The sequence below is a fragment of the Pantoea graminicola genome (assembly GCF_048452665.1).
In the GTDB taxonomy this organism is placed as follows: domain Bacteria; phylum Pseudomonadota; class Gammaproteobacteria; order Enterobacterales; family Enterobacteriaceae; genus Pantoea.
On record NZ_JBLWSJ010000001.1, the window covers coordinates 12,802 to 26,924 of the forward strand.

Annotated in this window: 16 protein-coding genes; 12 read left to right on the plus strand and 4 right to left on the minus strand. The window is 61.9% G+C overall.

Features of this window, described 5'->3' with window-relative positions; genetic code table 11:
* Position 1 precedes the first annotated feature (1 nt).
* A complete protein-coding gene (locus tag ACNY69_RS00080) occupies positions 2 to 1,588 on the minus strand; it encodes a gamma-glutamyltransferase family protein (RefSeq protein ID WP_111140129.1) in 1,587 nt (528 codons plus the stop codon).
* 138 nt (positions 1,589 to 1,726) lie between these two features.
* Between ACNY69_RS00080 and hpxU the strand changes: the two genes are divergently transcribed.
* The 9 genes from hpxU (at position 1,727) to uraH (ending at position 8,926) form a co-directional block, all read left to right on the plus strand.
* Entirely contained in the window at positions 1,727 to 2,566 is an 840-nt protein-coding gene (hpxU, locus tag ACNY69_RS00085; RefSeq protein ID WP_418797101.1) for a MurR/RpiR family transcriptional regulator HpxU, read from the plus strand.
* Between the two features lie 191 nt (positions 2,567 to 2,757).
* On the plus strand, positions 2,758 to 3,543 hold the full coding sequence (locus tag ACNY69_RS00090; protein WP_367396106.1) for a transporter substrate-binding domain-containing protein: 786 nt from the start codon (positions 2,758 to 2,760) through the stop codon (positions 3,541 to 3,543).
* Positions 3,544 to 3,553: 10 nt separating this feature from the next.
* Positions 3,554 to 4,222 carry an amino acid ABC transporter permease gene (locus ACNY69_RS00095; RefSeq protein ID WP_128086599.1) on the plus strand — a complete coding sequence of 223 codons (669 nt, stop codon included), beginning with the start codon at positions 3,554 to 3,556 and terminating at the stop codon, positions 4,220 to 4,222.
* Positions 4,222 to 4,878, plus strand: coding sequence for an amino acid ABC transporter permease (locus ACNY69_RS00100; protein WP_367396322.1), 657 nt, complete (start codon positions 4,222 to 4,224; stop codon positions 4,876 to 4,878). Before ACNY69_RS00095 ends, ACNY69_RS00100 begins: the two co-directional genes overlap by 1 nt.
* Positions 4,859 to 5,590: an amino acid ABC transporter ATP-binding protein gene (locus ACNY69_RS00105; protein ID WP_111140134.1), complete on the plus strand. Its 732-nt coding sequence runs from the start codon at positions 4,859 to 4,861 to the stop codon at positions 5,588 to 5,590. The genes ACNY69_RS00100 and ACNY69_RS00105 overlap by 20 nt, the downstream gene beginning before the upstream one ends.
* Positions 5,591 to 5,611: 21 nt before the next feature.
* Positions 5,612 to 6,847 (plus strand): pyridoxal-phosphate-dependent aminotransferase family protein, encoded by a 1,236-nt coding sequence (locus tag ACNY69_RS00110; RefSeq protein ID WP_111140135.1) that lies wholly within the window; start codon positions 5,612 to 5,614, stop codon positions 6,845 to 6,847.
* Positions 6,844 to 8,097 (plus strand): allantoate amidohydrolase, encoded by a 1,254-nt coding sequence (hpxK, locus tag ACNY69_RS00115; RefSeq protein ID WP_418797102.1) that lies wholly within the window; start codon positions 6,844 to 6,846, stop codon positions 8,095 to 8,097. The genes ACNY69_RS00110 and hpxK overlap by 4 nt, the downstream gene beginning before the upstream one ends.
* A 2-nt stretch (positions 8,098 to 8,099) precedes the next feature.
* A complete protein-coding gene (gene uraD, locus ACNY69_RS00120; protein WP_111140137.1) occupies positions 8,100 to 8,594 on the plus strand; it encodes a 2-oxo-4-hydroxy-4-carboxy-5-ureidoimidazoline decarboxylase in 495 nt (164 codons plus the stop codon).
* Positions 8,591 to 8,926 (plus strand): hydroxyisourate hydrolase, encoded by a 336-nt coding sequence (uraH, locus tag ACNY69_RS00125; RefSeq protein ID WP_111140138.1) that lies wholly within the window; start codon positions 8,591 to 8,593, stop codon positions 8,924 to 8,926. Before uraD ends, uraH begins: the two co-directional genes overlap by 4 nt.
* Before the next feature lie 24 nt (positions 8,927 to 8,950).
* On the opposite strand, the gene ACNY69_RS00130 is transcribed toward uraH, so the two are convergent.
* Both ACNY69_RS00130 and ACNY69_RS00135 read right to left on the minus strand, forming a co-directional pair.
* Positions 8,951 to 9,718, minus strand: a complete 768-nt coding sequence (locus ACNY69_RS00130; protein ID WP_418797103.1) for an amidohydrolase — start codon at positions 9,716 to 9,718, stop codon at positions 8,951 to 8,953.
* Complete coding sequence (locus tag ACNY69_RS00135) at positions 9,706 to 10,866, minus strand: pyridoxal phosphate-dependent aminotransferase (RefSeq protein ID WP_111140140.1); 1,161 nt, start codon at positions 10,864 to 10,866, stop codon at positions 9,706 to 9,708. The genes ACNY69_RS00130 and ACNY69_RS00135 overlap by 13 nt, the downstream gene beginning before the upstream one ends.
* Positions 10,867 to 11,165: 299 nt before the next feature.
* Here ACNY69_RS00135 and ACNY69_RS00140 point away from each other — a divergent pair, with 299 nt between their 5' ends.
* From ACNY69_RS00140 to ACNY69_RS00150, 3 genes are read left to right on the plus strand one after another with little or no spacing between them, the layout of a single operon-like run.
* The gene (locus tag ACNY69_RS00140) at positions 11,166 to 11,780 is read left to right on the plus strand and encodes a methylthioribulose 1-phosphate dehydratase (RefSeq protein ID WP_111140141.1); all 615 of its coding nucleotides are present in this window, start codon (positions 11,166 to 11,168) and stop codon (positions 11,778 to 11,780) included.
* Positions 11,777 to 12,460 (plus strand): acireductone synthase, encoded by a 684-nt coding sequence (gene mtnC, locus ACNY69_RS00145; RefSeq protein ID WP_418797104.1) that lies wholly within the window; start codon positions 11,777 to 11,779, stop codon positions 12,458 to 12,460. Before ACNY69_RS00140 ends, mtnC begins: the two co-directional genes overlap by 4 nt.
* 1 nt (position 12,461) lies before the next feature.
* Positions 12,462 to 13,004, plus strand: coding sequence for a 1,2-dihydroxy-3-keto-5-methylthiopentene dioxygenase (locus ACNY69_RS00150; protein WP_111140143.1), 543 nt, complete (start codon positions 12,462 to 12,464; stop codon positions 13,002 to 13,004).
* 54 nt (positions 13,005 to 13,058) lie between these two features.
* Here the strand turns inward: ACNY69_RS00150 and mtnA are convergent, their stop codons facing one another.
* On the minus strand, positions 13,059 to 14,081 hold the full coding sequence (gene mtnA / locus ACNY69_RS00155; RefSeq protein ID WP_418797105.1) for an S-methyl-5-thioribose-1-phosphate isomerase: 1,023 nt from the start codon (positions 14,079 to 14,081) through the stop codon (positions 13,059 to 13,061).
* Positions 14,082 to 14,123: the final 42 nt, after the last annotated feature.

The following is a 14,123-nucleotide window of genomic DNA, read 5'->3' on the forward strand; positions in this document are numbered from 1 at the left end:
GTTAAAAACCGGCGGCGCTGCCGTTGCTGCGCGGATCGCTGGCGCCTTCGAACATGCCGTTGCTGTGGCGCACGATGGCTCCCGCATGGCCCACGGATTCGCTGAAGTCCGGCAGCAGTTCCACCTCGTGCCCCCACTGACGCAGCCGCGAAACCGTTTCGGCATCAAAGCGGCCTTCCAGTTTCAGCGAGTCGGATGACTGTCCCCAGGTGCGGCCCAGCAGCCAGCGCGGCGCACTTACCGCCTGCTGAAGCGGCAGCCCCTGAATCACATGGCGGGTAAAGATCGCCGCCTGGGTCTGCGGCTGCCCGTCGCCGCCCATCGCGCCGTAGACCAGCGTACGGCCATCTTTCAGGCGTGCCGCGGCGGGGTTGAGGGTATGAAATGGCTGCTTACCGGGCGCCAGCGCCAGCAGATGATCCGGATCGAGGCTGAACGCGGCGCCACGGTTCTGCCAGGTGATCCCGGTGCCGGGCAGCACGACACCGCTGCCAAATTCGTGATAGATGCTCTGAATAAACGACACCGCCAGACCGCTGCTGTCCATGACGCCCATCCAGACGGTGTCGCCCGGGCCGCGTCCACGGCCCCAGTCGGCGGCTTCGCCATCCGCAATCTGGCTGGCCAGCGTGGCAAGGTGGTCGCTGTCCAGCAGCGCCTGTAAATCTTCTTTGACGTGACGCGGATCGGTGATGTGCTGATCGCGCAGTGCAAAGGCTTTTTTGGTGGCCTCCACGATGCGGTGCACCGTCTGCGCGTCATCCGCGCCGGCCATCTCCAGACGATCGGTGATGCCGAGGATCGCCAGCGACACCATGCCCTGAGTGGGCGGGGTGATATTCCAGATGTCGCCTTCGCTGTGACTGAGATGCAGCGGCGTTGTGCGGCGGGCACGATGCTGCTGAAGGTCCGCCAGCGTAACGGGCATACCCAGCGTAGCCATCTCATCGGCCATATGGTGCGCCAGCGCGCCGCGATAGAAGCTGTCGAGCCCCTGTTCGCTCAGCAGACTCAGCGTCTGCGCCAGGGCGGGCTGGGTGAAACGACTGCCTGGCTGCGGTACGTTGCCGTCGGGCATAAAAGTGGCGCTGAAGCCGGGCTGATGCTGTAACTCATGGCGAAACGTGGTGGTCGCGGCGGTCTGCGACGCCGTGACCGGAATACCGTCGGCGGCGTAGCGGATGGCATCCCGCAGCAGGCGCGCCAGCGGCAGCATCGGGCTGCCCATCTCTTCAGAGATCGCCAGCGCCTCCTGCCAGCCACTGACCGTACCGGCCACGGTCAGCGCCGCCTTCGGCCCGCGATGGGGGATCGTCGGGTGATCCGCGTAGAAATCGCAGTGGGCCAGCGCACCGGCTGCGCCACTGGCGTCGATAGCCACCGGCTCCCCGTTGGGCGGCAGAATCAGCCAGAAGCCGTCGCCGCCCAGTCCATTCATATGCGGATAGACCACGGCGATGGTCGCCGCCGCTGCCACCATCGCCTCAATGGCGTTGCCGCCATCACGCAGCACCGCCAGCGCACTCTCACTCGCCAGATGGTGCGGGGTCACCGCCATCCCCTGCGGGGCCATATTGCTCTGAATCATCGTTCACTCGTTCTTCGGGTAACAGAATCTCTGATGAAGCAAGAGCTGTTCCAGTTTTCATACCGGACAGAGATTGCGGCGGTTAACCTGGCGTAAATTGTGCTAGCTTCTGCTGAAACAAAAGTTACAGGACGGGTTATGAAACAGCTTGATGAACGACTCAGAAGTCACTATCCCCAGCTTTCGCCGCAGGAGCAGCGTATTGCCGACTTCGTTTTTGACCACTTCGACGATCTGATCAGCTACAACAGCGCCGAGCTGGCGCGGCTCAGCGGCGTGTCGAAAGCCACGGTCAGTCGGCTGTTTAAGCGTCTGGGCTATGAAAAATATAAGGATATGCGTGATGAGCTGCGCATCCTGCGTCAGAGCGGCATGCCGCTGACCGATAACCGCGATGCCGTGCAGGGCAACACGCTGCTGGCGCGCCACTACAAGCAGGAGATGGCCAACCTGACGCAGTGGGTCAACAGCCTGGATGCCCGGCAGTTCAGTGAGGTGGTCGGGCAGATGGCGCAGGCGAAGCGCGTCTTTATCATCGGCATGCGCAACGCCTATCCGGTGGCGCTGCACCTGCGTCAGCAGCTGGTGCAGGCGCGTTCCCAGGTGCATATCCTGCCGCAGCCGGGCCAGACGCTGGCTGAGGAGCTGGTGGATATCTCCCCGGAGGATATGGTGGTGGTGATGGCCTTCCGGCGGCGTCCCCGCATCATCCGGCCACTGATGCAGCAGCTGCAGGCCGCCGCGGTGCCGGTGCTGGTGCTGTGTGAGCCGCAGGCGCAGACGGTGATGGCGCTGGCGCGCTGGCAGCTCTGTACGCCGCTGGACAGCGTCTCGGCCTTCGACAGCTACAGCGGCGCCATGAGCCTGGTGAATCTGCTGGCGAATGCGCTGCTGCATGAAACCCTGGCTCAGGGACGCCAGCGCATTCATCAGATCGCGGATCTTTATCAGCAGTTTGACGAGCTGGAGCACCGTTAACAGGCACCATTCTGGTGCTTTGCCCCATTTCAGTACATCCCCGCTACGGCGTAACTGCCCCGGTTACGCCCGCTTTTCACCCCGAACCGCCGCGTTTATCCTTTTTTTTCCTGCCAGCCGGGTTGGCACATTAGTTGCAGATTCCAGTTCAAAGAATCTTTTGTTTCACGTTAATCTCACCGGGGTGCATAATGAAAAAAGTTCTGATGGCGGTTGCCGCAGCGGCGTTACTGATGGCGCAGACGGGAAGCGCGCTGGCCGATCAACTGCAGGATATTCAGAAGCGCGGCGTCATCCGCGTTGCCGTGCCGCAGGATTTCCCGCCGTTTGGTTCGGTGGGTACCGATCTGCAGCCGCAGGGGTATGACATCGATATGGCGAAATACCTGGCAAAGCAGATGAAACTTAAGTTGCAGCTGGTGCCGGTCAGCAGTGCCAACCGCGTGCCTTACCTGCAGACCGACAAGGTCGATCTGGTGATCTCCAGCATGGGTAAAAACGCCGAGCGGGAAAAAGTGATCGATTTTACCCGCGCCTATGCGCCGTTCTTCCTGGGCGTGTTCGGGCCGAAAGGCGACGAAATCAAGGCGGCAGCGGCCCTGAGCGGCAAGTCGATCGGCGTCACGCGCGGAGCGGTCGAGGATATGGTGCTGAGCGACGTGGCGCCGAAAGATGCGCAGGTGAAACGTTACGAAGATAACAACACTACGCTGTCCGCGTATCTCTCCGGTCAGGTGCAGTATGTGGCTACCGGCAACCTCGTGGTCGCCGCGATCGCGCGTCAGAATCCGGCCAAAGCGCCCGTCGCGCAGTTTATGCTGAAAGATTCGCCTTGCTATATCGGCCTGAAGAAAGATCAGCCTGCGCTGAAAGCGAAAGTAAACGAACTGATTGAGCAGGGCATTAAAGATGGCACCCTGAATAAACTCTCTGAAGAGTGGCTGAAAGCGCCGCTGCCCGCGAACCTCGGCGCCTGAGGAGCGATTCATGACCGGGCAACTTAACTTTCCCGCCCTGTGGCCATACTGGCCGGAGCTGCTCTCCGGCCTCTGGGTCACCATTCAGCTGACGGTGCTGGCGACGACCGGCGGCGTGGCGATTGGGATTGCGGGCGCGGCGCTGCGCAGCGGCAAACCGGGCTGGATGAGCCGCCTCTGGGGCATCTATGTCGAGCTGATCCGCAACACGCCGTTTGTCGTGCAGCTGTTCTTTATCGTGTTTGGTCTGCCGGCGCTGGGGCTGAAGCTTACGGCAGGTGAGGCGGCGCTGCTGGCGATGCTGATCAACCTCGGGGCTTACAGCACAGAGATTATCCGTGCCGGGATTCAGGTGACGCCGAAAGGACAGTGGGAAGCGGGGCGGGTGCTGGGTTTAACCCGCAGCCAGACCTTCCTGCGGGTGGTGCTGCCCCCGGCGCTGCAGCGCATTTATCCGGCGCTGGTGAGCCAGTGCATCATCGTCATGCTGGGCTCGTCGGTGGTGTCGCAGGTCTCCTATGAGGAGCTGACCTTTGCCGCCAACCTGATCCAGTCGCGCACCTTCTTAAGTTTTGAGGTCTATCTGGTGACCACGCTGATCTACCTGGCGTTGTCGATTGCGATGCGCCATCTGCTGCTGGCGATTGGCCGTAAATGGTTTGGAGTGCAGCCCTCATGATGACGACCTTTACCGACTGGGACATTCTGCGCAACCTGCTGCTGGCGGCGCGCTGGACCCTGTTACTGTCGCTGGTGGCCTTTGCCGGCGGCACGCTGGTGACGCTGCCGCTGCTGTTTATGCGCCTGCTGCAGCGCCGGTGGCTGACGCGCATCATTCGCGGCTACACCGCGCTGTTTCAGGGCACGCCGCTGCTGATGCAGCTCTTCCTGGCCTTTTTCGGTGTCGGCCTGTTCGGCATCGATGTCGCGCCCTGGACCGCGGCGTCGCTTGCGCTGACCTTCTACACCAGCGCGTTTCTGATCGATATCTGGTACGGCAGTATCCGCGCCCTGCCGAAGGGGCAGTGGGAAGCGTCGCGCTGCCTCGGGCTGACCTTTGGTCAGACGCTGTGGCGGGTGATTGCTCCGCAGGCGATCCGCATTGGCATCGCGCCCACGGTGGGGTTTGCCGTTCAGGTGATCAAGGGCACCGCGCTGGCGTCGATTATCGGTTTTATCGAGCTGACCAAAGCGGGCACCATTCTGAACAACGTGACCTATCAGCCGTTTAAAGTCTTCGGGCTGGTGGCGCTGGGCTACTTCCTGATGTGTTATCCGCTGTCCCGTTACAGCCAGTATCTGGAGAAAAAATTCAATGCCGCTCATCACCATTAATCAGGTGCAAAAATATTACGGCGACAACCATGTGTTGAAAGGCGTGGATCTGGATATCGACATGGGCGAGGTGATCTCAATCATCGGTCGCAGCGGGTCGGGTAAAAGCACGCTGCTGCGCTGCATGAACGGGCTGGAGGGCTACCAGGAGGGCAGCATCAAGCTCGGCGGGATGACCATTACCGATCGCGACTCGCAGGCGCGTGAAATCAGCCGCTCGGTCGGGATGGTATTTCAGAACTTCAACCTGTTTCCGCACATGACGGCGCTGGAAAACGTGATGCTGGCCCCGCGCCGGGTGCTGAAAAAGAGTGATGCCGAATGCCGGGCGCTGGCAACGCAGATGCTGGAAAAAGTCGGGCTGGGCGAGCGGCTTAACTACTATCCGGGCAGTCTCTCCGGTGGTCAGCAGCAGCGGGTGGCGATCGCCCGTGCGCTGGCGATGACGCCAAAAGTTTTACTCTGTGATGAGATCACCTCCGCGCTCGATCCCGAACTGGTAGGCGAAGTCCTTAAGGTGCTGGAGCAGCTGGCGGCAGAGGGGATGACGCTGATCCTCGTCACGCATGAAATGAACTTCGCCCGCGACGTGGGCGATCGTGTGGTCTTTATGCATCAGGGGCGCGTCTGGGAACAGGGCGACAGCAAAACAGTGTTCGCTCAGCCGCAGTCGCCGGAGCTGAAGCAGTTTATCTCTTCGGTGCGTCTCTGAGCCTCTCTAAAGGAAACGATGATGGATATTACCCAATTCCCGCAACTGAATCCGCCACAGCGTCTGCTGATGGGGCCAGGCCCGATCAATGCCGATCCTCGCGTTCTGCGCGCCATGTCGAGTCAGCTGCTGGGTCAGTACGATCCCGCCATGACCCACTACATGAACGAGGTGATGGCGCTTTATCGCGGCGTGTTCCGCACCGAAAACCGCTGGACGCTGCTGATCGATGGCACGTCACGCGCCGGTATTGAGGCGATCCTGCTCTCCGCTATCCGGCCGGGTGACAGAGTGCTGGTGCCGGTGTTTGGCCGCTTCGGTCATCTGCTGTGTGAAATCGCCCGCCGCTGTCGCGCCGAGGTTCACACTATCGAAGTGCCGTGGGGCGAGGTCTTTACGCCCGATCAGGTGGAAGAGGCGATTAAAAAAGTGCGGCCGCGTCTGCTGCTCACGGTACAGGGCGACACCTCGACCACCATGCTGCAGCCGCTGGAGCAGCTGGGAGCGATCTGCAAACGGTATGGCGTGCTGTTCTACACCGATGCCACCGCGTCGCTGGCGGGCAACCCGCTGGAAACGGACGCCTGGGGGCTGGATGCGGTGTCGGCAGGGATGCAGAAGTGTCTGGGCGGCCCCTCGGGCACCTCGCCGATCACCCTGAGCGCAGAGATGGAAGCGGTGATCCGCAAGCGCAAATGCGTGGAGCAGGGGATCCGCACGGAGGCGCACCAGGATGGCGACGAGGAGATGATCTACTCCAACTATTTCGATCTCGGCATGATCATGGATTACTGGGGGCCGGAGCGGCTTAACCATCACACGGAAGCGACCAGCGCCCTGTTTGGCGCGCGCGAGTGTGCCCGTCTGATCCTGCAGGAAGGGTTGGACAACGGCATTGCCCGTCACAAGCTGCATGGCGACGCAATGCTGAAAGGCATTCAGGGAATGGGGCTGGAAACCTTTGGCGACCTGAAACATAAAATGAATAACGTGCTGGGCGTGATGATCCCCTCCGGCGTGAATGGCGACCAGGTGCGCAAGCTGATGCTGGAGGATTTCGGCATTGAGATCGGCACTTCGTTTGGCCCGCTGCATGGCAGGGTCTGGCGCATCGGCACCATGGGCTACAACGCACGTAAAGATTGCGTGATGCAGACCCTGTCGGCGCTGGAGACGGTGCTGACCCACGTCGGCTATCGCACGCCACAGGGCGCTGGGGCCCAGGCCGCGTGGGATCACTACGGGAGTCACGCATGATGATGAGCGCCAGCGAAGCCCGGTCCGCTGCAGAGCGCGTGATGGCGCGCTGCGATGCGCTGGCGGCGATCAGCGAAACGGCAGAGGGGCTGACCCGCGTCTACCTCTCACCCGAGCATCTGCGCGCCAACGCCTGCGTCGGTGAGTGGATGCAGGCGGCAGGCATGCGGGTGTGGCAGGATGAGGTCGGCAATATCTGTGGGCGCTACGAAGCGGCTGACGCGGGCGCGCCTGCTCTGCTGCTGGGTTCGCATCTCGACACCGTGCGCAACGCGGGACGTTACGACGGGATGCTGGGCGTGCTCAGCGCCATCGAAACCGTACAGTGGCTGCACGAACATCAGTGCCGCCTGCCGCTGGCGATTGAGGTGGTCGGCTTTGGTGACGAAGAGGGCACCCGTTTCGGCATCACGCTGCTTGGCAGCCGTGGCATTACCGGCAGCTGGCCACAGAGCTGGATCACCCATCCTGACGGCAACGGCATCACGGTGGCGCAGGCGATGGCCGATGTCGGTCTCGACAGCAGTCAGATCGCCGCCGCCGCGCGTCGGGTTGAGGATATCGTCGGCTATCTTGAGCTGCATATCGAGCAGGGTCCCTGCCTGGAGCAGGCGGATCTGGCGCTGGGCGTCGTCACGGCGATCAACGGTGCGCGCCGCCTTAACTGCCGCTTTACCGGGGAGGCGGGACATGCGGGGACGGTGCCCATGACCCACCGCAAAGATGCGCTGGCTGCCGCCGCAGAGTGGATGGTCTTTATTGAGCAGACCACCCGGGAGCAGGATCCGCAGCTGGTGGCGACCGTCGGCACCCTGAACTGTGCGCCGGGCGCGGTGAACGTCATCCCTGGTGAGGTGTCGCTGTCGCTGGATGTGCGCGGCCCGCAGGATCATCCGCTGGAGACGCTGCTCTCCAGCCTGTTAACTCAGGCGGAGGCGATTGCGCTGCGGCGCGGGCTTCGTTTTGCGTCGAACGAATATTACCGCATCGGCGCCACTGCCTGCGACTCCGCGCTGCAACAGGCGCTGAGTCACGCGGTGGAAACGGTGCAGGGGCGCACGCTTTCGCTGCCGAGCGGGGCCGGACACGACGCCATCGCTATCGCCGAACGCTGGCCGGTCGGCATGCTCTTTGTGCGTAACCATCGCGGCATCAGTCACCATCCGGCGGAGTCGGTGGCGGTGGACGATGTGGCACCTGCACTGCAGGCTTATCTGCAGGCGGTCTCGCTGATTGCCGGGCGGAGCTGAAGATGGAATTAGCCACATTTAACCGGCTCGCCGCCGACGAGGCCCGGGCCGCCATCCGGCACTGCGTGGCGATCCCCCACTGGCAGCAGGCGCTGGTGGCCGCCCGGCCTTTTGCCAGCACAGAGGCGCTGCTGGCGGTGGCCGATGCGCTGGCCCGGCAGTGGCAGCAGCCTGAGTTACAGGCCGCGCTCACGGCCCATCCCCGCATCGGCGAGCGCGCGGAGGGCGCGGATAAAGAGGCGGCCCTGTCGCGTGGCGAGCAGTCCGCGATGCAGCAGGCCGGTCACGCCCTGCAGCAGGCGATGCAGCAGGGCAATCAGCGGTACGAAGCGCGTTTTGGCCGGGTGTTTCTGATCCGCGCCAGGGGGCGCAGTGGCGAAGAGATGCTGGCCGCGTTACAGCGCCGGTTGCAGAACAGCGAGGCTGATGAACAGCAGGAGACGCTGGATCAGCTGCGTGAAATTACCCTGTTACGCCTTAAGGAGACAATCCGATGAGTACCATCACCACCCACATTCTGGACACGGCGCTGGGCAAACCCGCCTGTGGCGTCGCGATTTCCCTGGAGCAGAACAGCCCCGAAGGGTGGTTTCCGGTGGCGGAGGGGACGACCGACAGCGACGGGCGGCTGAAAGATCTGACGCCCGAACCGCTGTCACCGGGTCACTACCGGTTAACTGCAGAGATCGGCGACTATTTCGCCGTCGCCGGTCGGGATGCGCTCTACGTCAGCGCGCAGATCGATTTCGTGATTGCCGAGGCGGGCAGCCATTTCCACCTGCCGTTTCTGATCTCGCCCTGGTCCTGGTCGACCTATCGCGGCAGCTGAGGCGCTGACTGCCGCGCCAGGGTTCTACAGTGAAAAACGATCCGCATCCTGCCAGGCCGGGAAGCGCTCGCGGTAGGCGTTGAGCGTCTCCAGCGACAGTTCGGCATCCAGCCGGGCGCGCTGATGCGGCTCGGCCGCGCTGAGGATCTCGCCCTGCGGGGAGATAATCTGGCTGTCGCCGCTGTAGTGATGCTGATTGCCGTCGCTGCCGACGCGGTTGCAGCCTGCCACGTAGGCCTGATTTTCAATCGCCCGCGCTAACAGCAGCGCCTGCCAGTGCCGCGCACGCGGCGCAGGCCAGTTGGCGACGTAGAGCGCCAGGTCGTAATCGTTGCGGTTGCGTGAGAAGACCGGGAAGCGCAGGTCATAACAGATCTGTGGCAGGATCCGCCAGCCGCGCCACGCAAACACCTGACGCTGCTCGCCGGGCAGATAGTGGTGATGCTCATCCGCCATCCGGAACAGGTGGCGCTTATCATACGGATGCACCGTGCCGTCGGGCGCGACCAGCAGGAAACGGTTTACCGCGCCGTTTTCGGTCTGGATCGCCGCGCTGCCGCCAATCAGGGCATCAGTGCGCCGGGCATGCTGATGCAGCCATTCAATCACCTGCGCCTCGGGCAGCGAGCTTTTCGCGGCCTCCATCGCAAAGCCGGTGGTAAACATCTCCGGCAGGATAATCAGATCGCGGCCGGTGAGACCGGCCAGCTGCGCGTCGAAATGGCGCAGATTGGCTTCGCCATCCATCCAGCTCAGTGTCTCCTGCAACAGCGTAATTTTTAAAGCTGACATAGGCGCTCCGCGGCGGCATCCAGGGTCGCCGGCTGTTTAGCAAAACAGAGGCGAATCAGTTTATGAGGAAAAGGGGCGGCGCAGAACACCGAGAGTGGGATCGCGGCGACACCCACTTCGCGGGTCAGCCACTGGCAAAAGCTGACATCATCCAGGTCAGAAATGGCACTGTAATCCACCAGCAGGAAGTAGGTGCCCTGGCAGGGCAAAACCTTAAAACGGCTGGCGGCCAGCGCCGTTGCCAGCCTGTCGCGGCGGTCGCGATAAAACGCCGGCAGCGCATAATAATGTTCCGGATGCTCACGCAGCATATCCGCCATCGCCAGCTGCGCCGGGGTATTCACTGAGAAGGTCAGGTACTGATGCACCTTGCGCAGCTCGGCGCTGATCGCCGCAGGCGCAATGCAGTAACCCACTTTCCAGCCGGTCATATGGAAAGTTTTGCCAAACGAGGAGACCGCTATGGCCCGCTGACGCAGCTCAGGATGGGCCAGCACGCTGGCGTGGCCCGCCTCATCGAAGCAGATATGCTCATAGACTTCGTCGCTCAGCACATAGATCGGCCGGGCGGCAATCGCCTCCCACAACGCGGCGAAATCCTGCTGCTGCCAGACGGTGGCAGACGGATTGTGTGGCGTGTTCAGGATCACCAATCGGGTTTTGTCACTCAGCAGGGCAGCAAAGGCTGCCCGGTCGACGCGGAAAGCGGGCGGCTGCAGCGCAATGCGTTTCATAATGCCGCCCGCCAGCGCGACCGCAGGCGCATAGCTGTCGTAGCTGGGATCGAAGCAGATCACCTCATCGCCCGGCCGCACCAGCGCGGTAATCGCCGCATAGAGCGCCTCGGTGGCGCCCGCCGTCACAGTCACCTCCGTCTCAGCATCTGGCCGGTAGTCATAAAGCCGCGCGGTTTTCTCAGCAATCGCCTCACGCAACGGCAGCACACCGGTCATCGGCGCATACTGGTTTGCCCCCTGGCTGACATGAAACGCCAGCCGCTGCTGCAGATAGTCGGGACCGCTGAAATCAGGAAAGCCCTGCGAGAGGTTGATGGCGTTGTGCTGCTGAGCCAGCGCACTCATCTGGCTGAAAATCGTGGTGCCGAGTAAAGGAAGCTTACTCTCGGGGATCAGGTTGTGCTGCGTCATGGTGTCAGGCCTTAAGCGCGAAGATTGATGCGGTGTCACCCGGGGTTTGTGCCACTATAAACAGGATGATAGTATTTGGCAATCAAGACGCTTAGACGGCTAAATGCGTCATGCTCCGCATTTCAGCGGCGCGGGCGGCAGGGGCTTACCCGGTCACTGGCGTGTATCAGCTACCGGGGAACAGGATTCTATGATTTCCTGCGCTTGCTGACTGTTTAATCGTTTTGAGTTGTTCTGTTTTGATAGCCTTTACCGCTGTTTACGCCACCCGATATCACATTTCACCGCAAGGAACCGTTATGTCGCAGACTCTTCCGTTAGATCAGCTGGTCGCTGCCTGTCACTGGATTGGGGCGAAAGGCTGGGCGCCAGCCACCGGCGGGAATATGTCCGTGCGTCGCGATGCGCATGTCTGCCTGCTGAGCGAATCGGGCAAAGACAAAGGTATGCTGACGCGGGATGATTTCATTGAGGTTGATATCGCCTCCAGCCAGTCACTGTCGGGCCGTAAGCCGTCGGCAGAAACCGGGCTGCACACGATGATCTATCGCCTCTTTCCCGAGGCGGGCGCGGTGTTGCATACCCATACGGTTAATTCGACCGTGCTGTCGCGGGTGGAGCAGGGGGCGGCGCTGCTGCTGCACGGCTATGAGATGCAAAAATCGCTAAGCGGACAGCAGACGCATCTGGATACCGTGGCGATCCCGCTGTTCGACAACAGCCAGGATATCGCGGCGCTGGCGTCGGAAATAGAAGATTACGCCGCCCGTTTTCCGCTGCGCTATGGCTTTCTGCTGCGCGGCCACGGCTTAACCTGCTGGGGCCGGGACGTCAGCGAAGCACGCCGCCATCTGGAAGGTCTGGAATTTTTATTTGAATGCGAACGTCAACGTCGCCTGCTGGAGAGAGCATGATTCACGCGATTGTCACCGATATCGAAGGCACCACCAGCGATATCCGCTTTGTACATAACATCCTGTTCCCCTTTGCGCGCCAGCATCTGCCCGCGTTTGTGCGCGACCATGCCGATCGACCTGAGGTTGCCGCGGCGCTGCAGTCGGTGCGCGATGAAGCTGGTCAGCCCGAGGCCGATCTGGCGGCGGTGACGGCGATCCTGCTGGATTTCATGGATCAGGATCGTAAATCCACCGGCCTGAAAGCCCTGCAGGGCATGATCTGGCGCGACGGCTATCTCAACGGCAGTTTTACCGGCCATCTCTATCCCGACGTCGTGCCTGCGCTGCGCCACTGGAAGGCGCAGGGTATTGAACTCTATGTATATTCCTCCGGTTCGGTGGCGGCGCAGAAATTGTTATTTGGCTACAGCGACGAAGGTGATATTACTGACCTGTTGAGCGGTTATTTTGACACCCACGTCGGGGCCAAACGTGAGGTCACCGCCTATCGGGCGATTGCTGCTGAGATCGGCCAGCCAGCGGAGCAGCTGCTGTTTCTCTCCGATATTCATCAGGAGCTGGATGCGGCTGCGGAGGCGGGCTGGCAGACGCGGCAACTGCTGCGTGGCGAGGCGGATCCTGAGAGCCGCCATCGGCAGGTCACCGATTTTTCCCAGATTAACCCGGAGTCGATTTAGGATGAGTGCACTGACTATTTTTACCGATCGTGACGCCGCGCAGCCGGTGTGGCATAGCACTGACGCAGAGGCGATCCGCGATCGCCTGAACACCAAAGGCGTCCGTTTTGAACGCTGGGAAGCGGATCGCAACCTGGGTGACAATCCGGACGCCGAAACCGTTATCCGGGCGTATCAGCACGCTATCGATCGGCTGGTAGCGGAGAAGGGCTATCAGAGCTGGGATGTCATCAGCATGCGCGCCGACAATCCGCAGAAAACGGTGTTGCGCGAGAAGTTTCTTAACGAGCATACGCACGGCGAAGATGAGGTGCGCTTCTTTGTCGAAGGGGCCGGACTCTTCTGTCTGCATCTGGATGGCGAGATCCTGCAGATCCTCTGTGAAAAGAACGATCTGATCTCGGTGCCAGCGGGCACGCCCCACTGGTTTGACATGGGCTCGTCACCGCACTTTACCGCGATCCGTATCTTCGATAATCAGGAAGGCTGGGTGGCGAACTTCACCGGCGATAAGATAGCGGATGCCTATCCGCGTCTGGCGTAACCGGTCACTCTGCGCGTGAGGCGTCGGGCCGCGCAGCCCGCGCCTCACAGCGCATTATCGTGGCTGAAAGTGGCCATCCCGCACCTGATCGGGCGTCACCACGCCGGTGTCCAGTATCCAGCCGCTGATCAGGGCGGCAGGCGTGACATCAAACGCCGGGTTGAAAACCTTCGCCGCCTCCGGCGCCCACTGAACGCTGCCAAAGCTGCCCGCAACGCCCGTGACTTCGCTGGCGGCCCGCTGCTCGATCGGAATGGAGGCGCCATCAGGACAGTGGCGATCCAGCGTGGTATGCGGAGCCGCGACGTAGAACGGGATCTGATGATAGTGGGCCAGCACCGCCAGGCTATAGGTGCCAATTTTGTTCGCCACATCGCCGTTGGCGGCAATGCGGTCCGCGCCGACCCAGACCGCATCCACCTCGCCGCGCGCCATCAGGCTGGCGGCCATGGCGTCGGTAATCAGGGTGTAGGGCACCCCCAGTTCACCCAGCTCCCAGGCGGTCAGACGCCCTCCCTGAAGCAGGGGACGGGTCTCATCCACCCAGACATTTATTACCCGACCCTGCTGATGCGCCCGTGCGATAACACCCAGCGCAGTACCGACACCCGCCGTCGCCAGTCCGCCGGTATTGCAGTGAGTCAGAAGCTGGCTGCCGGGTTTCACCAGCGTGCAGCCCGCCTCTGCGATGGCGTCACACAACTGCTTATCTTCCTGCACCAGCCGCCAGGCCTCCTCCGCCAGCGCGGAGGCAAAGTCCGGCTGCGCCAGTGCCACTTTCATTCGATCCAGATTATTCATCAGATTGACCGCGGTAGGACGGGCGGCGCGCAGGGTCTCCAGCGCCTGCGCCAGTGCAGCGCGTGTCTCGCCCTGACCGGCCAGCAGCGCCAGCAGCAGCGAGGCGGAAAGCCCAATCAGCGGCGCACCGCGCACCCGCAACGCATGAATATGCTCAATCAACTGCGGCACGCTGTGTGCTGGCAGCCAGTTTTTCTTCTGCGGCAGCGCCTGCTGGTCGAGGATCCAGAGCTGATTGTCACGAACCTGTAAACTGGTAGTTTTAAGTGTCTGCATTGTGGGTGAAATCCATGTTGCGTTAATGACAGGTATTGTGCC

Excerpts from the sequence above, each read along its gene's own strand:
- mtnC (WP_418797104.1), top strand. The coding sequence starts at position 11,777 with ATGATTCACGCGATTGTCACCGATATCGAAGGCACCACCAGCGATATC.
- mtnA (WP_418797105.1), bottom strand. The coding sequence starts at position 14,081 with ATGCAGACACTTAAAACTACCAGTTTACAGGTTCGTGACAATCAGCTC.
- uraH (WP_111140138.1), top strand. The coding sequence starts at position 8,591 with ATGAGTACCATCACCACCCACATTCTGGACACGGCGCTGGGCAAACCC.
- ACNY69_RS00100 (WP_367396322.1), top strand. The coding sequence starts at position 4,222 with ATGACGACCTTTACCGACTGGGACATTCTGCGCAACCTGCTGCTGGCG.
- ACNY69_RS00080 (WP_111140129.1), bottom strand. The coding sequence starts at position 1,588 with ATGATTCAGAGCAATATGGCCCCGCAGGGGATGGCGGTGACCCCGCAC.
- ACNY69_RS00105 (WP_111140134.1), top strand. The coding sequence starts at position 4,859 with ATGCCGCTCATCACCATTAATCAGGTGCAAAAATATTACGGCGACAAC.
- hpxU (WP_418797101.1), top strand. The coding sequence starts at position 1,727 with ATGAAACAGCTTGATGAACGACTCAGAAGTCACTATCCCCAGCTTTCG.
- hpxK (WP_418797102.1), top strand. The coding sequence starts at position 6,844 with ATGATGATGAGCGCCAGCGAAGCCCGGTCCGCTGCAGAGCGCGTGATG.
- ACNY69_RS00135 (WP_111140140.1), bottom strand. The coding sequence starts at position 10,866 with ATGACGCAGCACAACCTGATCCCCGAGAGTAAGCTTCCTTTACTCGGC.
- ACNY69_RS00110 (WP_111140135.1), top strand. The coding sequence starts at position 5,612 with ATGGATATTACCCAATTCCCGCAACTGAATCCGCCACAGCGTCTGCTG.
- ACNY69_RS00095 (WP_128086599.1), top strand. The coding sequence starts at position 3,554 with ATGACCGGGCAACTTAACTTTCCCGCCCTGTGGCCATACTGGCCGGAG.
- ACNY69_RS00130 (WP_418797103.1), bottom strand. The coding sequence starts at position 9,718 with ATGTCAGCTTTAAAAATTACGCTGTTGCAGGAGACACTGAGCTGGATG.
- ACNY69_RS00150 (WP_111140143.1), top strand. The coding sequence starts at position 12,462 with ATGAGTGCACTGACTATTTTTACCGATCGTGACGCCGCGCAGCCGGTG.
- ACNY69_RS00090 (WP_367396106.1), top strand. The coding sequence starts at position 2,758 with ATGAAAAAAGTTCTGATGGCGGTTGCCGCAGCGGCGTTACTGATGGCG.
- ACNY69_RS00140 (WP_111140141.1), top strand. The coding sequence starts at position 11,166 with ATGTCGCAGACTCTTCCGTTAGATCAGCTGGTCGCTGCCTGTCACTGG.
- uraD (WP_111140137.1), top strand. The coding sequence starts at position 8,100 with ATGGAATTAGCCACATTTAACCGGCTCGCCGCCGACGAGGCCCGGGCC.